At 63.5% G+C, this 16,152-nt stretch carries 14 protein-coding genes and 1 tRNA gene; 14 read left to right on the top strand and 1 reads right to left on the bottom strand.

The features are described from left to right. Nucleotides 1-90: 90 nt before the first annotated feature. Nucleotides 91-1,212 (bottom strand): LacI family DNA-binding transcriptional regulator, encoded by a 1,122-nt coding sequence (locus AC1PLS_RS12880; RefSeq protein ID WP_179465570.1) that lies wholly within the window; start codon nucleotides 1,210-1,212, stop codon nucleotides 91-93. 325 nt (nucleotides 1,213-1,537) lie between these two features. Here AC1PLS_RS12880 and thrS point away from each other — a divergent pair, with 325 nt between their 5' ends. The 14 genes from thrS to AC1PLS_RS12810 all read left to right on the top strand — a co-directional run bounded on the left by thrS (nucleotide 1,538) and on the right by AC1PLS_RS12810 (nucleotide 16,140). Beyond that, the gene (gene thrS / locus AC1PLS_RS12875; RefSeq protein ID WP_046343264.1) at nucleotides 1,538-3,442 is read left to right on the top strand and encodes a threonine--tRNA ligase; all 1,905 of its coding nucleotides are present in this window, start codon (nucleotides 1,538-1,540) and stop codon (nucleotides 3,440-3,442) included. Nucleotides 3,443-3,490: 48 nt separating this feature from the next. Next, nucleotides 3,491-4,033, top strand: coding sequence for a translation initiation factor IF-3 (infC, locus tag AC1PLS_RS12870; RefSeq protein WP_080591364.1), 543 nt, complete (start codon nucleotides 3,491-3,493; stop codon nucleotides 4,031-4,033). 239 nt (nucleotides 4,034-4,272) lie between these two features. Continuing rightward, entirely contained in the window at nucleotides 4,273-4,470 is a 198-nt protein-coding gene (gene rpmI / locus AC1PLS_RS12865) for a 50S ribosomal protein L35 (RefSeq protein WP_002811096.1), read from the top strand. Nucleotides 4,471-4,480: 10 nt separating this feature from the next. Further along, nucleotides 4,481-4,840, top strand: coding sequence for a 50S ribosomal protein L20 (rplT, locus tag AC1PLS_RS12860; protein ID WP_003484828.1), 360 nt, complete (start codon nucleotides 4,481-4,483; stop codon nucleotides 4,838-4,840). 262 nt (nucleotides 4,841-5,102) lie between these two features. Continuing rightward, nucleotides 5,103-6,098, top strand: coding sequence for a phenylalanine--tRNA ligase subunit alpha (pheS, locus tag AC1PLS_RS12855; RefSeq protein WP_016903312.1), 996 nt, complete (start codon nucleotides 5,103-5,105; stop codon nucleotides 6,096-6,098). 108 nt (nucleotides 6,099-6,206) lie between these two features. Continuing rightward, nucleotides 6,207-8,585 (top strand): phenylalanine--tRNA ligase subunit beta, encoded by a 2,379-nt coding sequence (pheT, locus tag AC1PLS_RS12850; protein ID WP_184431557.1) that lies wholly within the window; start codon nucleotides 6,207-6,209, stop codon nucleotides 8,583-8,585. 21 nt (nucleotides 8,586-8,606) lie between these two features. Further along, nucleotides 8,607-8,906: an integration host factor subunit alpha gene (locus AC1PLS_RS12845; RefSeq protein ID WP_002811076.1), complete on the top strand. Its 300-nt coding sequence runs from the start codon at nucleotides 8,607-8,609 to the stop codon at nucleotides 8,904-8,906. Continuing rightward, nucleotides 8,887-9,243 (top strand): MerR family transcriptional regulator, encoded by a 357-nt coding sequence (locus AC1PLS_RS12840; protein WP_005995911.1) that lies wholly within the window; start codon nucleotides 8,887-8,889, stop codon nucleotides 9,241-9,243. Before AC1PLS_RS12845 ends, AC1PLS_RS12840 begins: the two co-directional genes overlap by 20 nt. A gap of 60 nt (nucleotides 9,244-9,303) precedes the next feature. Next, a tRNA-Pro gene (locus AC1PLS_RS12835) sits at nucleotides 9,304-9,380 on the top strand. A 473-nt stretch (nucleotides 9,381-9,853) separates the two neighbouring features. Beyond that, nucleotides 9,854-10,552 (top strand): polysaccharide biosynthesis/export family protein, encoded by a 699-nt coding sequence (locus tag AC1PLS_RS12830; protein WP_016903310.1) that lies wholly within the window; start codon nucleotides 9,854-9,856, stop codon nucleotides 10,550-10,552. Next, entirely contained in the window at nucleotides 10,534-11,973 is a 1,440-nt protein-coding gene (locus tag AC1PLS_RS12825) for a GumC family protein (protein WP_180970560.1), read from the top strand. Before AC1PLS_RS12830 ends, AC1PLS_RS12825 begins: the two co-directional genes overlap by 19 nt. Before the next feature lie 243 nt (nucleotides 11,974-12,216). Beyond that, on the top strand, nucleotides 12,217-13,671 hold the full coding sequence (locus tag AC1PLS_RS12820; protein ID WP_024937929.1) for an undecaprenyl-phosphate glucose phosphotransferase: 1,455 nt from the start codon (nucleotides 12,217-12,219) through the stop codon (nucleotides 13,669-13,671). Between the two features lie 94 nt (nucleotides 13,672-13,765). Beyond that, entirely contained in the window at nucleotides 13,766-15,052 is a 1,287-nt protein-coding gene (locus tag AC1PLS_RS12815; protein WP_160954469.1) for a polysaccharide biosynthesis protein GumE, read from the top strand. Then, nucleotides 15,049-16,140: an acyltransferase family protein gene (locus AC1PLS_RS12810; protein ID WP_184431555.1), complete on the top strand. Its 1,092-nt coding sequence runs from the start codon at nucleotides 15,049-15,051 to the stop codon at nucleotides 16,138-16,140. The genes AC1PLS_RS12815 and AC1PLS_RS12810 overlap by 4 nt, the downstream gene beginning before the upstream one ends. Nucleotides 16,141-16,152: the final 12 nt, after the last annotated feature.

Below are 16,152 nucleotides of genomic sequence, written 5' to 3'. Positions count from 1 at the left end.
GGTGCGCTCCTACGAGGCGTCAATGGCTGCGGCTGACCCCGCACAGCCCGTCACGTATGCTCTAACGATTCCCGATTCCCGATTCCCGACTCAACGCCTGACAGCCCCATCAGCGGCCCGGCCAAGCACCGCCTCGCCGGTCTCCGAGCCGGACGGTCTCCAGCCCAGCGGTGGCTGCAGCCCACTGCTGCGCGAGGAATCACGCAGCGCCAGCTTCACCGGAATCGTGCGGCTCTGCGCCGCTTCGCCGCGGATCAGCGCCACCAGGCTTTCCACCAGGAGCGTGCCGGCCTGCTTGGTGTCCTGCTGCACCGTCGACAGCGCCGGCGCCACCGACGCCGCCAATGCGATATCGTCGAAGCCGCTCACCGCCACATCCTGCGGCACCCGCAGGCCGCGCTCGCGCAAGGCGCGCATTGCGCCGATCGCAATCAGGTCGCTGGCCGCGCACACCGCATCGAATGCCTTGCCGCTGTCGAGCAGCGCCAGGCACGCGGCATGGCCGGACGACTCGGTGGTGATCGCGTCGAACTGCAGCGCGCGATCGGCCACCAAACCCTGCTGATTCAGCGCAGCCACGTAGCCGCGGTAGCGCTCTTCGAACTCGGGATAGTGGTTGGACGCGTGGCCGAGAAAGGCGATGCGGCGGCAGCCCTGCGCCAGCAGATGCTCGGTGATATCCAGCCCGCCCTGGTAATTGTCGCTGCCGATCGAGATGCCCGGCTGCCCCGGCAGCGCCGCGCCCCAGCGCACGAAGTGGGTACCTTGTTCGACCAGCAACTGCAGCCGCTGGCGCGACTGCTGATAATCGCCGTAGCCGAGCAGGATGATGCCGTCGGCCTTGTTGCTGTCTTCGTAATCTGCCTGCCAGTCCTTGGACAGCTGCTGGAACGACACCAGCAGGTCGTAACCCTGCAGCGCGCAGGCGCGGGTGATCGAGCCCAGCATCGAATGGAAGAACGGGTTGATCAGCGAATCGTCGGCGGTGGGGTCTTCGAAGAACAGCAGTGCCAGCGTGCCGGCATTGCGCAGCCGCAGCGACGAGGCGTTCTTGTCGACCTTGTAGTTCAATTCCTTAGCGATGCGCAAGATGCGCTTGCGGGTTTCTTCGTTGACCATCGGGCTGCCGCGCAGCGCGCGCGACACGGTCGGCTGCGACACGCCGGCCAGGTAGGCGATATCCAGCGAGGTGGCTTTACCCTTGATGGTCATGGTCGGCACTGGCAGCACAGGTGGCCGGCATCATGCCACGCGCCCGCCGGCCCCGTGCCGGCATGCGCAACAGCGGGCTGATTGGTTTACCATTCGCTTCCAAGACCCCTTGCGAGAAGGTGGCCCGCGCCCCGCGCCGGCCCAGCGTGCGACATGAGCACTACCACCGCCCACCGCTGATTCCGGCCGCGCCAGTCCGCAGGGCGCCCGCACGGCGTTCGTTCCGCCCCACCTCTCGCCATACCCTTATCCGAGCCTGTCCCGTAGCGGGCAGATCTCCCTTGCAGCCGCCGCGCTGCAGCCAGCACAGACCTCATTCTTGCCCATGATCAACATCACGCTCCCCGACGGCAGCCGCCGCGAATTCGAATCCCCCGTCTCGGTGATGCAGGTCGCCCAGTCGATCGGCGCCGGCCTGGCCAAGGCCACCATCGCCGGCCAGGTCGACGGCCAGTTGGTCGATGCCAGCGACGTCATCGACCACGATGCCAGCCTGCGCATCATCACCGCCAAGGACGCCGAAGGCGTGGAGATCATCCGCCACTCCTGCGCGCATCTGGTCGGGCATGCGGTCAAGCAGCTGTACCCGGAGGTCAAGATGGTGATCGGCCCGGTCATCGCCGAAGGCTTCTACTACGACATCTACAGCGAACGCCCGTTCACGCCGGACGACATGGCCGCGATCGAGCAGCGCATGCAGGAATTGATCGCGCAGGACTACGACGTGATCAAGAAGGTCACCCCGCGCGCCGAGGTGATCGAGGTATTCGCCCAGCGCGGCGAGGAGTACAAGCTGCGCCTGATCGAGGACATGTCCGACGACATCACCGCGATGGGCCTGTACTACCACCAGGAATACGTGGACATGTGCCGCGGCCCGCACGTACCCAACACGCGCTTCCTCAAGGCCTTCAAGCTGACCCGCATTTCCGGCGCCTACTGGCGCGGCGATGCCAAGAACGAGCAGCTGCAGCGCATCTACGGCACCGCCTGGGCCGACAAGAAGCAGCTGGACGCCTACATCCTGCGCATGGAAGAAGCCGACAAGCGCGACCATCGCCGTATCGGCAAGCAGCAGGACCTGTTCCATCTGCAGGAGGAGGCGCCGGGCCTGGTGTTCTGGCATCCCAAGGGCTGGTCGCTGTGGCAGGTGGTCGAGCAGTACATGCGCAAGGTCTATCGCGACAGCGGCTACGGCGAAGTGCGCTGCCCGCAGATCCTGGACGTGTCGCTGTGGCAGAAATCCGGCCACTGGGACAACTACCAGGACGCGATGTTCTTCACCGAGTCGGAGAAGCGCACCTATGCGGTCAAGCCGATGAACTGCCCGGGCCACGTGCAGGTGTTCAATCAGGGCCTGCACAGCTACCGCGACCTGCCGATCCGCTACGGCGAGTTCGGCGCCTGCCACCGCAACGAGCCCTCCGGCGCGCTGCACGGCATCCTGCGCGTGCGCGGCTTCACCCAGGACGACGGCCACGTGTTCTGCCTGGAATCGCAGATCGAAGCCGAAGTCACCGCGTTCCATCAGCAGGCACTGGCGGTCTATACCGCGTTCGGCTTTGAGGACATCGAGATCAAGATCGCGCTGCGTCCGGAAAAGCGCCTGGGCGACGACGTCACCTGGGACAAGGCCGAAGCCGCGCTGCGCAGCGCGCTGGGCGTCTGCGGGGTGGAGTGGCAGGAGCTGCCGGGCGAGGGCGCCTTCTACGGCCCCAAGATCGAGTACCACCTCAAGGACGCGATCGGCCGTACCTGGCAGCTGGGCACCATGCAGGTCGATTTCATGATGCCGGGCCGCCTCGGCGCCGAGTACGTGGACGAGCACAGCCAGAAGAAGCATCCGGTCATGCTGCACCGGGCGATCGTCGGCTCGATGGAGCGTTTCATCGGCATCCTGATCGAACACCACGCCGGCGCCTTCCCCGCCTGGCTCGCCCCGGTCCAGGTCGTTGTCGCAAATATCACCGACGCCCAGGCAGACTATGTCGACTCGGTTCGGAAAACCCTTGCAAATCAAGGCTTCCGTGTGAGCGCCGATTTGCGTAACGAGAAGATCGGATATAAGATTCGCGAGCATACGCTGCAACGCGTGCCTTATCTGCTCGTCGTCGGTGACCGCGAGAAGGAAAACGGTGCCGTCGCCGTGCGGACACGCTCGGGAGAGGACCTCGGGACCATGACGGTCTCGGCCTTCATCGAACGTCTGCAGGCAGAGCAGGCAGCGTGAGCCAACCCCGGCCGGTCTGGATGATCCGGATGCGCCGGTTCGATTCCCCTGGGAGATTGCAATATCAGTACCCCTGACAACAAACAGAACCGCAAGAACCAAGAAATCCGTGTGCCGCGCGTCCGCGTGATCGGCAGTGACGGTGAGATGGTCGGCGTGTTGTCGCGCGACGAAGCGCTCGCCAAGGCCGAGGAAGAAGGCCTGGATCTGGTCGAAATCCAGCCGCAGGCCGATCCGCCGGTCTGCAAGATCATGGATTTCGGCAAGTTCAAGTTCGAGCAGCAGAAAAAGGCCAACGAGGCCAAGAAGAAGACCAAGCAGGTCGAGATCAAGGAACTCAAGTTCCGTCCGGTCACCGACGAGGGCGACTACCAGATCAAGCTGCGCAACATGCGCCGCTTCCTGGAAGAGGGCGACAAGGTCAAGGTCAATATCCGCTTCCGTGGCCGTGAAATGAGCCACCAGGAGCTGGGGCGCGAGATGGCGTCCCGGATCGAGGCCGACCTGGGCGACGACATCGTCATCGAGTCGCGTCCGCGCCTGGAAGGGCGCCAGATGGTCATGATGATCGCGCCGAAGAAGAAGATCTGATCCCGCGCCAGGGCGGGCCCGACGGGCCCGCTCTGGCCGGCGACAGCATCCATTTGCAAGAATTCCCGGCAACGGGCATACTGCGCGGCCCGGTTTTGCCGGGGCGCCGCGCAAGCGGTACAGGACCTGTCCGGATCGTGTTCGATCAAGGACTTACAAGCAGGCAAGGGCAAGGATGGAAAGCGTGGTCGCAAGACTGCCGCCCGGGTCAGTGACAAAACACCATCAAGGACATTGCAATGCCCAAGATCAAGACCAACCGGGCGGCGGCCAAGCGTTTCCGCAAGACCGCCTCCGGCAAGTACAAGTGCGGCCACGCAAACCGTAGCCATATCCTCACGAAGAAAGCGACCAAGCGGAAGCGCAACCTGCGGCAGACGAACCACGTCCGTGCCGAGGACGCTGGCCGTCTCGATCGTATGCTTCCCTACCTCTGAGGACTGACCCATGGCACGAGTAAAGCGTGGCGTACAGGCGCGTCGCCGCCACAAGAAAATTCTGACCCTGGCGAAGGGTTACTACAACGCTCGCCGCAAGGTCTTCCGCGTTGCCAAGCAGGCAGTCATCAAGGCGCAGCAGTACGCCTACATTGGCCGCAAGCAGAAGAAGCGTAACTTCCGTTCGTTGTGGATCACCCGCATCAATGCGGCTGCCCGCATCAACGGCTTGAGCTATAGCCGTTTCATGAATGGCCTGCTCAAGGCTGGCATCACCCTGGACCGCAAGGTGCTGGCTGATATCGCCGTGCACGACGCCGCCGGCTTTGCCGCGCTGGCGGAGAAGGCCAAGGGCGCGCTGGCGGCATAGGTGCGAGTCCCTCGCAAGAGCCCGCACATCCATGTGCGGACTTTTGAAAGGGTAGCTTCTTGTCGGGGTCTGCGCATTCGTGTACAGGCTTCCGGCGAGGGCAAGCAGATATGCAGGGGGAAGGGCGCGAGTCCTTCCCTTTTTGCGTTTTTAGATGGCCGGCATTGCTGACTGGATGCCGGGCTAGACCAGATTTGAGTGGCAATGCGTTCCGGTGCATCCGGAAACACCGTTCGGTAGACGCAGTTGAGGCGCGAGTGCAATGAGTGAGATTCAATCCCTGACCGAGCGTGCGCTGGCCGATGTCGCCGCCGCGCAGACGCCGGACCAACTGGAAGCCTTGCGCGTCGCATTGCTCGGCAAGAGCGGCAGTATCACCGCCCAGCTCAAGCAGCTCGGCACGCTGCCGGCCGATCAGCGAAAGGCCGCTGGCGAAGCGATCAACCTGTCGCGCGATGCGCTGACCGCGGCGTTGTCCGAGCGCAAGCACACGCTGGAAAACGCCGCGCTGGATGCACGTCTGGCCGGGGAGCGGATCGATGTCACCTTGCCGGGGCGTCGCAGCGAACGCGGTGGATTGCACCCGGTTACGCGCACGCTCGAGCGCATCGTCGAGATCTTTGCGCGCCTGGGCTATGAGTTGTCCGATGGTCCGGAGATCGAGGACGACTGGCACAACTTCGAAGCCCTGAACTTTCCGCCGCACCATCCGGCGCGCGCAATGCACGACACGTTCTATTTCGGTGATGGCCGCCTTTTGCGCACCCACACCTCCGGCGTGCAGGTGCGTTACATGGATGCGCACAAACCGCCGCTGCGCATGATCGCGGCCGGCAAGGTGTACCGCTCCGATTCGGACCAGACCCATTCGCCGATGTTCCATCAGGTCGAAGGCCTGCTGGTCGACGAACACTCCAACTTCGCCGATCTCAAGGGCACCTTGTCCGAGTTCGTGCGGGCGTTCTTCGAGCGCGATTTCGAGATGCGCTTCCGCCCCAGCTATTTCCCGTTCGTGGAACCGGGCGCGGAAGTGGACATCGCCTGGCAGCAGCCGGACGGCAGCACGCGCTGGCTGGAAGTGCTCGGCTGCGGCATGGTGCACCCCAACGTGCTGCGCAGCGTCGGCATCGACCCGGAGCGTTACACCGGCTTCGCGTTCGGCCTGGGCGTGGAGCGCTTTGCGATGCTGCGCTACGGCGTCAACGACCTGCGCGCATTCTTCGAAAACGACGTGCGTTTTCTCAGGCAGTTCGCCTGACGGCGGGGATTCGGGATTGGGGATTCGCAACGGCGCCCCGGTCCGCCCCAGACTCCGTCGACGCGTTTTAGCTAATCCCCAATCCCGAATCCCCAATCCCGGCTCCTCATGAAATTCTCTGAAAATTGGCTGCGCAGCCACGTTCCCATCCAGGCGAGCCGCGACGAGCTTGCCGCGACGCTGACGGCGATCGGTCTGGAGGTCGAAGAGGTCACGCCACTGGGCGAGGCGCTGGGGCAGGTGGTGGTGGCGCGTATCGTCGAGGCGGTGCGTCATCCGGAAGCCGATCGTCTGCAGGTCTGCAGTGTCGACGCAGGGCAGGGCGAGTTGCTGCAGATCGTGTGTGGCGCGCCCAATGCGCGTGCCGGTCTGGTGGCACCGCTGGCGCTGGTCGGTGCGCAGATCGGCGCGCTCACCATCACCGCCGCCAAGCTGCGCGGGGTGGCGTCCAACGGCATGCTGTGCTCGGCCAAGGAGCTGGGGCTGGACAGCGATGCGTCCGGCCTGTTCGAGCTGCCCGACGATGCGCCGGTGGGTCAGGCGCTGGCCGAGTATCTGGGGCTGCCGGATGCCAGCATCGAGATCAAGCTGACGCCCAATCGCGCCGACTGCTTCAGCGTGCGCGGCATCGCTTTCGATGTGGCGGCCGCCTGCGCCAGCACAGTGGTGGCCTTTGAAGCCGGTGCGGTGGCGCCGGTGTCCACGCGCACGCTGGCGGTGGAATTGCATGCCGGCAACGCTGCGCCGCGCTATTGCGGACGGGTGATCGAAGGTATCGACCCGGCCGCAAAAACGCCGGTGTGGCTGGCCGAGCGGCTGCGTCGCAGCGGCGTGCGTCCGGTCTCGCTGCTGGTGGATATCACCCAGTACGTGATGCTGGAACTTGGCCAGCCGATGCATGCGTTCGATCTGGACACCCTGCAAGGCCCGATCGGCGTGCGCCATTCGCGCAGCGGCGAGCAGCTGGCATTGCTGGACGGGCGTCAGGTCACGCTGGACGACAGCTTCCTGACCATCACCGATGCCGACCGCCCGGTCGCATTGGCCGGCCTGATGGGCGGCCTGGATACCCGCGTCACCGACACCACGCGCAACGTGTTCCTGGAGTCGGCGTACTTCGATCCGGCTGCAATCATGGGGCGTGGCCGCAAGTTCGGTCTGCATACCGATGCCGGTCATCGCTTCGAGCGTGGTGTGGATCCGGCATTGCCGCCGCAAGCGATCGAAGTGGCGACGCGGCTGGTGCTGGAACTGGCCGGTGGTACGCCGGGCCCGGTGGTGCATGCGCAATTGCCGGAGCATCTGCCGCAGCCGGCGCGCATCCTGCTGCGGCGTGCGCGGATTGCGCGCGTGCTCGGTATCCAGATCGACGATGCCGAGGTCGTGCGCATTCTGGGTGCGCTTGGCATGCAGCTCGAGGCGGTTGCCGAAGGCTGGCAGGTGATGGCGCCGAGCCGTCGCTTCGATATCGCCATCGAAGAGGATCTGATCGAGGAACTGGCGCGTATCCACGGGTACGACCGCGTGCCGACCACGCTGCCGGGCGGCGCAAGCCGGATTGCGATGCCGAGCGAAACCCAGCTCGATGAGCTCAGCGTGCGGCGCCAGCTGGTGGCGCGCGAGCTGCAGGAAACCATCAATTACGCCTTCGTCGACGCCACCTTGCTGGAGCGGTGGCAGCTGACCGACGGCATGGTGCCGTTGGCCAATCCGCTCAGCGCCGAGCTGGCGATCATGCGTCCGCGCCTGTTGCCGGGCCTGGTGGCGACGCTGGGCCGCAATGCCGCCCGCCAGGCCGGGCGGGTGCGCCTGTTCGAGCTGGGCAAGGTGTTCGCGGCCGCGTCCGATGCCGGCGCCGCCCCGCAGGAGTCGCAGCATGTCGCCGCGGCCGTATGCGGCGATGCCCTGGCGCTGCAGTGGGGCGAGCCCGCGCGCAAGGTGGACTTCCACGATCTGAAAGGCGACCTGATGGCGCTGGCTGCGGCCAGTGGTGCGGTGCTGGAGTTCCAGCCCTCTGCCCAGCCCTTCGGGCATCCGGGGCGCTCGGCCGACATCCATCGCGATGGCGTGTGCATCGGCTGGATCGGGCAGGTGCATCCGCGCCTGGCCAAGGCATTGGACATCGACGTGGATGTGATCGCGTTCGAACTGCAGCTGACGGCGCTGGTTAAGCGTGCGCTGCCGCGTGCCGGCGAGCTGTCGCGGTTCCCCTCGGTGCGTCGCGATCTGGCCTTCCTGGTCCCGGAAGAGGTGAGCTGGGCGGCGCTGTCGAGCAGTGTGCGCACCACCGTCGGACCGTTGTTGCGCGAGGTGCAGCTGTTCGACCGCTACGTCGGGCAGGGGGTCGAGCCAGGTTTCAAGAGTCTGGCTATGGGCTTGATTTTGCAGGATAACTCGCGCACTCTCACCGACCGGGACGTCGACGCAGTCGTTGCCGATGTGGTGGCCGTGATCGAGCGCGAACACCGCGCCCGGATCCGGAGTTGAGGCGGTAACCAGGGGATTGGCATGGCATTGACGAAAGCGGAGATGGCCGAACGTCTGTTCGACGAGGTCGGTCTGAACAAGCGCGAGGCAAAGGAATTTGTCGACGCGTTCTTCGATGTGCTGCGCGATGCGCTGGAGCAGGGCCGTCAAGTGAAGCTGTCCGGTTTCGGCAACTTCGATCTGCGGCGCAAGAATCAACGGCCCGGTCGCAATCCCAAGACCGGCGAGGAAATTCCGATCTCGGCCCGCACGGTGGTGACCTTCCGTCCGGGCCAGAAGCTCAAGGAGCGGGTGGAGGCTTATGCTGGATCCGGGCAGTAATCGCGAACTACCGCCAATCCCGGCCAAGCGCTACTTCACCATCGGCGAAGTCAGCGAGCTGTGCGACGTCAAGCCGCATGTGCTGCGCTATTGGGAAACCGAGTTTCCGAGCCTGGAACCGGTCAAGCGGCGCGGCAACCGGCGCTACTATCAGCGCCACGACGTGCTGATGGTGCGCCAGATCCGTGGCCTGCTGTACGAGCAGGGTTACACCATCGGCGGCGCACGCCTGCGTCTTGAAGGAGATGGCGCCAAGAGCGAGTCGGCGCTGAGCAACCAGATCATCAAACAGGTGCGCATGGAGCTGGAAGAGGTTCTGCAACTGCTGCGCCGCTAGGAAAACGTTTCACAAAGCCGCTATAATCGCAGGCCGCCCTCGCGGCGGACGCAACATCTTCGGGGTATAGCGCAGCCTGGTAGCGCACTAGTCTGGGGGACTAGTGGTCGTCGGTTCGAATCCGGCTACCCCGACCAAACACGGAGCCCATGTCTTCACGGACATGGGCTTTTTTGTTGCGCCGCACAATGCGATCGGCGGTCTGTCATACGCCTGACACGATATGTCCATCGGCATACTGCACAGCAGCATCAAATGCCTGGCCGAGCCCGTTTGGTTGCGGTTCTGTTCGCTATGGACCTGGGTCACGCAATGTCGCTAAGTCCCCGAAAATGCTCCAAATCATTGGCGGCGGATTCGTACTTGGATCACGTTTTGTTAACGCCGCAACGACGAACTTGAATCAATAGGCCAACGCCGTCAAAAAAATGGCGAGCAGCGTCTTGCGATGCGTTGGTTCTATGCCATAGTGCACTGCAACACGTCACACCTGTCGTGATCCCAAGCGTCTTGGGATGAATTTCTCTGTCGTACGTTCTTGCTGGCGTGTTGGCCGGTTGAATGCTGCGCGAGGTCCTGTCCCACCCAACCGAGGCAGCCAGCCACACGCATGAAAAAACTGATCGGACGATTTTGCCAAGGCCTCAGCCTGGCGTTGATCTGCTCGATGGCACTGGGCGCATGCAGCACCGGTCCGAAGATGGCCGATTCGCTGCCGCTTCCGGATCCGCTCGCGATGTCCGCCGTGCAACCGGAGTATCGACTTGCCCCAGGCGACTTGCTGTTGTTCAAGGTGTTCCAGGTCGACGATCTGGAGCGGCAGGTCCGCATCGATCAGAACGGCCACATCTCGCTGCCGTTGATCGGCGACGTCAAGGCAGCCGGCCTGGGTGTCGGCGAGCTGGAAAAGCTGGTGGCAGAACGCTACGCCGCCGGTTATCTGCAGCAGCCGCAGGTGTCGGTGTTCGTGCAGGAATCCAATGGTCGCCGGGTCACGGTGACCGGTGCGGTCGACGAGCCGGGCATCTATCCGGTGATCGGCGCCAACCTGACCCTGCAGCAGGCCATCGCGCAGGCCAAGGGCGTCAGCACGGTGGCCAGCCGCGGCAACGTCATCGTGTTTCGCACCGTCAACGGTCAAAAGATGATCGCCAGATTCGATCTGACCCAGATCGAGAAGGGGGCCAACCCGGACCCTGAGATCTACGGCGGCGACATCGTTGTGGTGTATCGCTCCGACGCACGCGTCTGGCTGCGCACCATGCTGGAACTGACCCCCCTTGTGATGGTGTGGCGCGCTTACCGATGAGTATGAATTCAGACAATCGTTCTTCCCCGTCTCATCGTCATGGGCATCTCGAGCTGGCCGACGTTGGCTTGCTCGACTACTGGCGCGCGCTGGTCTCACAGCGCTGGTTGATCATTCTGATCACCGTCGGGGCAGTGGCACTGGCGTTTGGCGTCACCCTGCTGATGCCGGAAAAATACCGCGCCACCAGCACGCTGCAGATCGAGCGCGACTCGCTCAACGTGGTGAATGTCGACAACCTGATGCCGGTGGAATCGCCGCAGGATCGCGATTTCTACCAGACCCAGTACCAGCTGCTGCAGAGCCGCTCGCTGGCCCGTGCGGTAATCCGCGAAGCCAAGCTCGATCAGGAGCCGGCGTTCAAGCAGCAGGTCGACGAAGCGCTGGAAAAGGCTGCTGCCAAGAATCCGGAAGCCGGCAAGTCGGTCGACTCGCGCCAGGCCATCATCGAGCGCAGCCTGACCGATACGCTGCTGGCCGGGCTGGTGGTCGAGCCGATCCTCAACTCGCGCCTGGTCTACGTCAACTACGATTCGCCGGACCCGGTGCTGGCTGCCAAGATCGCCAACACCTACACCAAGGTCTTCATCGTCAGCACGCAGGAACGCCGCATCAAGGCGTCCTCGTTCGCGACCAAGTTCCTGGCCGAGCGCCTGGAGCAGTTGCGCGACAAGGTGGAGGATTCGGAGAAGAATCTGGTCTCCTATTCCACCGACGAGCAGATCGTGTCGGTGGGCGACGACAAGCCATCGCTTCCGGCGCAGAACCTCAGCGACCTCAATGCGATGCTGGCATCGGCGCAGGACACCCGCATCAAGGCCGAGGCAGCCTGGCGTCAGGTCAGCAGCGGTGACGCGATGTCGCTGCCGCAAGTGCTGAGCAACCCGCTGATCCAGAGCCTGCGCGGCGAGCAGATCCGCTTGAACACCGAATATCAGCAGAAGCTGTCGACCTTCAAGCCGGACTATCCGGAAATGCAGCGCCTGAAGGCGCAGATCGAAGAGTCGCGTCGCCAGATCAATGGCGAGGTCCTCAATATCCGCCAGTCGCTCAAGGCGACCTACGACGCATCGGTGCATCAGGAGCAGTTGCTCAACCAGCGCATCGCCGGATTGCGTAACGATGAGCTCGATCTGCAGAGCCGCAGCATCCGCTACAACATGCTCAAGCGCGACGTCGATACCAACCGCCAGCTCTACGATGCGCTCCTGCAGCGCTACAAGGAGATCGGTGTGGCGAGCAACGTCGGCGCCAACAACGTGACCATCATCGATACCGCAGACGTGCCTACGTCTAAGACTTCGCCGAAACTCAAATTGAACCTCGCTTTGGGCTTCATCTTTGGCGTATTCCTGGGTGTGGCTGTGGCACTGGTGCGCTACTTCCTGCGTGGCACGGCAGCGCAGACGCGGTTGGACTGACATCGTCGTGTTGCACAACGATGGTTAATTGAAGTGACAACTGATTCAGCGTGGAAAAGGTTGGATCCCGTATGTTTCGGGCTCCTTCGTTTGAAAGTTTGTCTCTGTTGAAACAAAGGGCTGTCGTGCGATCTGGGGTCGGTAGGTATTACCGCGGTGATCGCCCGACGGAGATGATTGAAAGCTCGCGTGCGTCTCGTATGTTCCCCCGCATGCGCCGTATCGAGTTTGGAGGACATCCCCATGCTTTTGGCAGACTTGAGTAGCGCGACTTACACCACATCCTCGCCGCGATTGTTGTCCAAGTATTCGGCTGCGGCCGATCTGGTCCTGCGCGTCTTCGACCTCACCATGGTCGTGGTCTCCGGATTGATCGCCTATCGCATCGTCTTCGGCTCCTGGGTGCCTGCGGCACCGTACCGGGTCGCCATCGCCACCACGCTGTTGTACTCGGTGATCTGCTTTGCGCTGTTTCCGCTGTATCGGAGCTGGCGCGGTCGCGGGCTGTTGAGCGAGCTGATGGTGCTGGGCGGTGCATTCGGCGGCGTGTTTGCGCTGTTCGCGGTGCACGCGCTGATCGTGCAGGTTGGCGAGCAGGTCTCGCGCGGCTGGATCGGCCTGTGGTTCGTCGGTGGGCTGGCCTCGCTGGTGGCGGCCCGCACGGTGCTGCGCGGCTTCCTGAATCACCTGCGCACCCAGGGTGTGGATGTGCAGCGGGTGGTGGTGGTCGGTCTGCGCCACCCGGTGATGAAGATCAATCACTACCTCAGCCGCAACCCCTGGGTCGGCATGAACCTGGTCGGCTATTTCCGCACGCCGTACGACATCGCCGTGACCGAGCAACGCCAGTCGCTGCCGTGCCTGGGCGATCCGGACGCACTGATCGAGTACCTGAAGGACAACCAGGTCGAGCAGGTGTGGATCTCGCTGCCGCTGGGCGAACGTGACCATATCAAGCAGTTGCTGCAGCGCCTGGATCGCTATCCGATCAACGTGAAGCTGGTGCCGGACCTGTTCGACTTCGGTCTGTTGAACCAGTCCGGCGAGCAGATCGGCAACGTGCCGGTGATCAACCTGCGCCAGGGCGGTGTGGACCGCGACAACTACTTCGTGGTCGCCAAGGCGCTGCAGGACAAGATCCTGGCCGTGGTTGCGCTGATGGGCCTGTGGCCGTTGATGGCTGCGATTGCGGTTGGTGTGAAGATGAGCTCGCCGGGGCCGGTGTTCTTCCGCCAGCGTCGCCATGGCCTGGGTGGGCGCGAGTTCTACATGTTCAAGTTCCGCTCGATGCGTGTGCATGACGACCATGGCACCACCATCCAGCAGGCGACCAAGAACGACACTCGTATCACCCGTTTCGGTGCGTTCCTGCGCCGCAGCAGCCTGGACGAGTTGCCGCAGATCTTCAACGTGCTCGGTGGCAGCATGTCGATCGTGGGGCCGCGCCCGCATGCCGCGCAGCACAACACCCATTACGAAAAGCTGATCAATCACTACATGCAGCGCCATTACGTCAAGCCGGGCATCACCGGTTGGGCGCAGGTCAATGGATTCCGTGGTGAAACCCCGGAGCTGCGCACCATGAAGAAGCGCATCCAGTACGACCTGGACTACATCCGTCGTTGGTCGCTGTGGCTGGATATCCGCATCATCGTGCTGACCGCAGTGCGTGTGCTCGGACAGAAGACCGCGTACTGATGATGGCGGGGAGTGTGCGACCTGGCGCGCCGAGCGCCGCGGGCGGCTGCATCGCAGCCGCCCCTCTCAAGCAGGCGTCTGCATGCTGATCCGAATGAGCGACGAGGCCCGCGTTCGCTGGCACAACCTGCTGATCGAGCTGACGCTGCTGGTCGGCGTCGGTTACAACCTGCTGCTGGCGCTGATCAACGCGAACGTGTTCACCGTACGTCCGGTGATCACTTACGCAGTCGAGTTCATGGTCTACGCCGCGTGTTTCCTGCTCGGCCTGGGTTCGATGAGCCGCAAGCGCATTGCATTGATCATCAGCGGCCTGGGGCTGATCGTCACCTTGATGTTCGTGCGCTTCCTGGTGAACTGGCAGATCGATCCGAAGTTCTTCCGCGACGCGCTGGTGGTGTTTGCGTTCGTGGTGCTTGGTTCGGCTTATACCGGGTCGGTGCCCAAGCTGTTCGTGCGCATGACCATCATCGTGTCGTTGGTTGCGGCGTTCGAACTGGCGATGCCCAGCGCCTATGGCGATCTGGTCAACCCGAAGAGCTTCTTCGTCAACGCGCGCGGCATGAGCGCGGAAGGGTTCTGGAACGAAGACAGCAACCTGTTCGTCAGCGCCACGCGTCCGGGCGAGCGCAACTTCCTGCCGGGCTCCAATCTTCCCCGCGCCTCCTCGATGTTCATCGAGCCGGTGACGATGGGTAACTACATCTGCTTCTTTACCGCGATCGTGCTGGTGTTCTGGCGCTGGATGCGGCCGGCGATGCTGATCCTGTCGGTCGGTTTGATCGGTTTCATGGTCGTGGCCTCCGACGGCCGACTTGCGGCGGGCACCTGCGTGCTGATGGTGCTGCTGTCGCCGCTGTTGAAACGCCTGGATCAACGGCTGGCGTTCCTGGTCTTCCTGCTCGTGATCATGACGGCGTGGTTGCTGGTGTGGATCACCGGGATCACGGCCTATCAGGACAACACGATGGGCCGGATCTTCTTCACCGTCAATTCGATGAACAACCTGTCCTTCAACTCGTGGATGGGCCTGGATTTTGCGCAGGCGTACCGTTACTTCGACAGCGGCATTGCCTACTTCATCGCATCGCAGTCGATCGTCGGCGTGCTCGCCTTCCTGCTGTCGTATTCGTTCCTGTTGTTGATGCCGAGCAAGGAAGGGCAGTTGTTCAAGAACCTGGCGATCTTTGCGTTCGCGCTGAGCCTGCTGGTGTCCAACGGCTACTTCTCGATCAAGACGTCGGCATTGTGGTGGTTTGTGTGCGGCTGCCTGTGGCACATGCGGCCGACCTGGTCTGCTACCAGTGCTACGCAGCTGCCCAGACAGGATCCGGCCGACGAGGATGCGCGATTGCCACTGCCCGCGGGAGGTACGCGATGAGTGTGGCGGCAACGCAAGCACCACAACCGGTGGCACCGGTCGTCGGTGCGTCCGTTGCCACCGGCGGGCGCAGCCGCGACCCGCGTATCGATGCCACCAAGGCCCTGGCGATCCTGTTGGTGGTGTTCTGCCACGCCAAGGGCGTGCCGCATGCGATGACGTTGTTTGCCTACAGCTTCCACGTGCCGCTGTTTTTCATGGTGTCCGGCTGGCTGGCGGCGGGCTATGCGTCGCGGACCACCGGCTTGCCGCAGACCATCAGCAAGCAGGCACGCAGCCTGTTGCTGCCGTATGTGACGTTCTATCTGCTCGGCTACGCGTACTGGTTGCTGACGCGCAATATCGGGGAGAAGGCGGCGCGCTGGGGCAGCCATCCGTGGTGGGAGCCGATCGTGGCGATGTTCACCGGGATCGGCCCCGATCTGTATGTGCAGCCCCCGCTATGGTTCCTGCCGGTGATGCTGGTGACGGTGCTGAGCTATGTGGTGCTGCGCCGCTGGCTGTCGCCTGTGGTGATCGCGGTGGCGTCGTTGATCCTGGCCTGGTGCTGGATGCGCTGGTTTCCGGGCCAACAGGTACGGCTTTTTTTTGGCCTGGACGTTCTACCGGTGTCGCTGTGTTTCTACGCGCTGGGTGCCCTGCTGATCCATGTTTCCGCACGTCTGCCGAGCTCCTTGCCGGTGAGCGCGCTGGCGACGGTACTGCTGGCGTTGCCGGTGGCCTGGCTGGCCGATCGTAATGGCCGCATCGACGTCAACATGCTGGAGTTTGGCCGCAACCACGTCGGGTTTTTGGTCAGCGCAGTACTTGGCTCACTGATGGTGATCTGTGCCGCGCGGTTGGTGCAGGGCTGGGCCTGGATACAGTGGATCGGCCGCAATACCTTGCTGATCCTGTGCACCCATATGCTGGTGTTCTTCGTGCTCTCCGGTGTTGCGGCGCTGGCCGGCGGATTCGCTGCCTCGCGCCCGGGCCTGGGTTGGGCAGTGTTCGTGACGGTGTTTGCGCTGCTCGCGTGCGTGCCGCTGCGCTGGTTGCTGATGCGTTTTGCGCCGTGGACCCTGGGTGCCCGCCCGGTGGCGGCATGAGCGGCGCTGCGC

The sequence above is a fragment of the Xanthomonas sp. NCPPB 3218 genome (assembly GCF_056725185.1).
Note: the sequence above shows the minus strand (reverse complement) of the source record. Positions and strands in the feature narration are given on the sequence as shown.

Bases quoted from the DNA above. Each gene is read 5' to 3' on its own strand.
- AC1PLS_RS12880 (WP_179465570.1), bottom strand. From the start codon at position 1,212: ATGACCATCAAGGGTAAAGCCACCTCGCTGGATATCGCCTACCTGGCC.
- thrS (WP_046343264.1), top strand. From the start codon at position 1,538: ATGATCAACATCACGCTCCCCGACGGCAGCCGCCGCGAATTCGAATCC.
- rpmI (WP_002811096.1), top strand. From the start codon at position 4,273: ATGCCCAAGATCAAGACCAACCGGGCGGCGGCCAAGCGTTTCCGCAAG.
- rplT (WP_003484828.1), top strand. From the start codon at position 4,481: ATGGCACGAGTAAAGCGTGGCGTACAGGCGCGTCGCCGCCACAAGAAA.
- pheS (WP_016903312.1), top strand. From the start codon at position 5,103: ATGAGTGAGATTCAATCCCTGACCGAGCGTGCGCTGGCCGATGTCGCC.
- pheT (WP_184431557.1), top strand. From the start codon at position 6,207: ATGAAATTCTCTGAAAATTGGCTGCGCAGCCACGTTCCCATCCAGGCG.
- AC1PLS_RS12845 (WP_002811076.1), top strand. From the start codon at position 8,607: ATGGCATTGACGAAAGCGGAGATGGCCGAACGTCTGTTCGACGAGGTC.
- AC1PLS_RS12840 (WP_005995911.1), top strand. From the start codon at position 8,887: ATGCTGGATCCGGGCAGTAATCGCGAACTACCGCCAATCCCGGCCAAG.
- AC1PLS_RS12830 (WP_016903310.1), top strand. From the start codon at position 9,854: ATGAAAAAACTGATCGGACGATTTTGCCAAGGCCTCAGCCTGGCGTTG.
- AC1PLS_RS12820 (WP_024937929.1), top strand. From the start codon at position 12,217: ATGCTTTTGGCAGACTTGAGTAGCGCGACTTACACCACATCCTCGCCG.
- AC1PLS_RS12815 (WP_160954469.1), top strand. From the start codon at position 13,766: ATGAGCGACGAGGCCCGCGTTCGCTGGCACAACCTGCTGATCGAGCTG.
- AC1PLS_RS12810 (WP_184431555.1), top strand. From the start codon at position 15,049: ATGAGTGTGGCGGCAACGCAAGCACCACAACCGGTGGCACCGGTCGTC.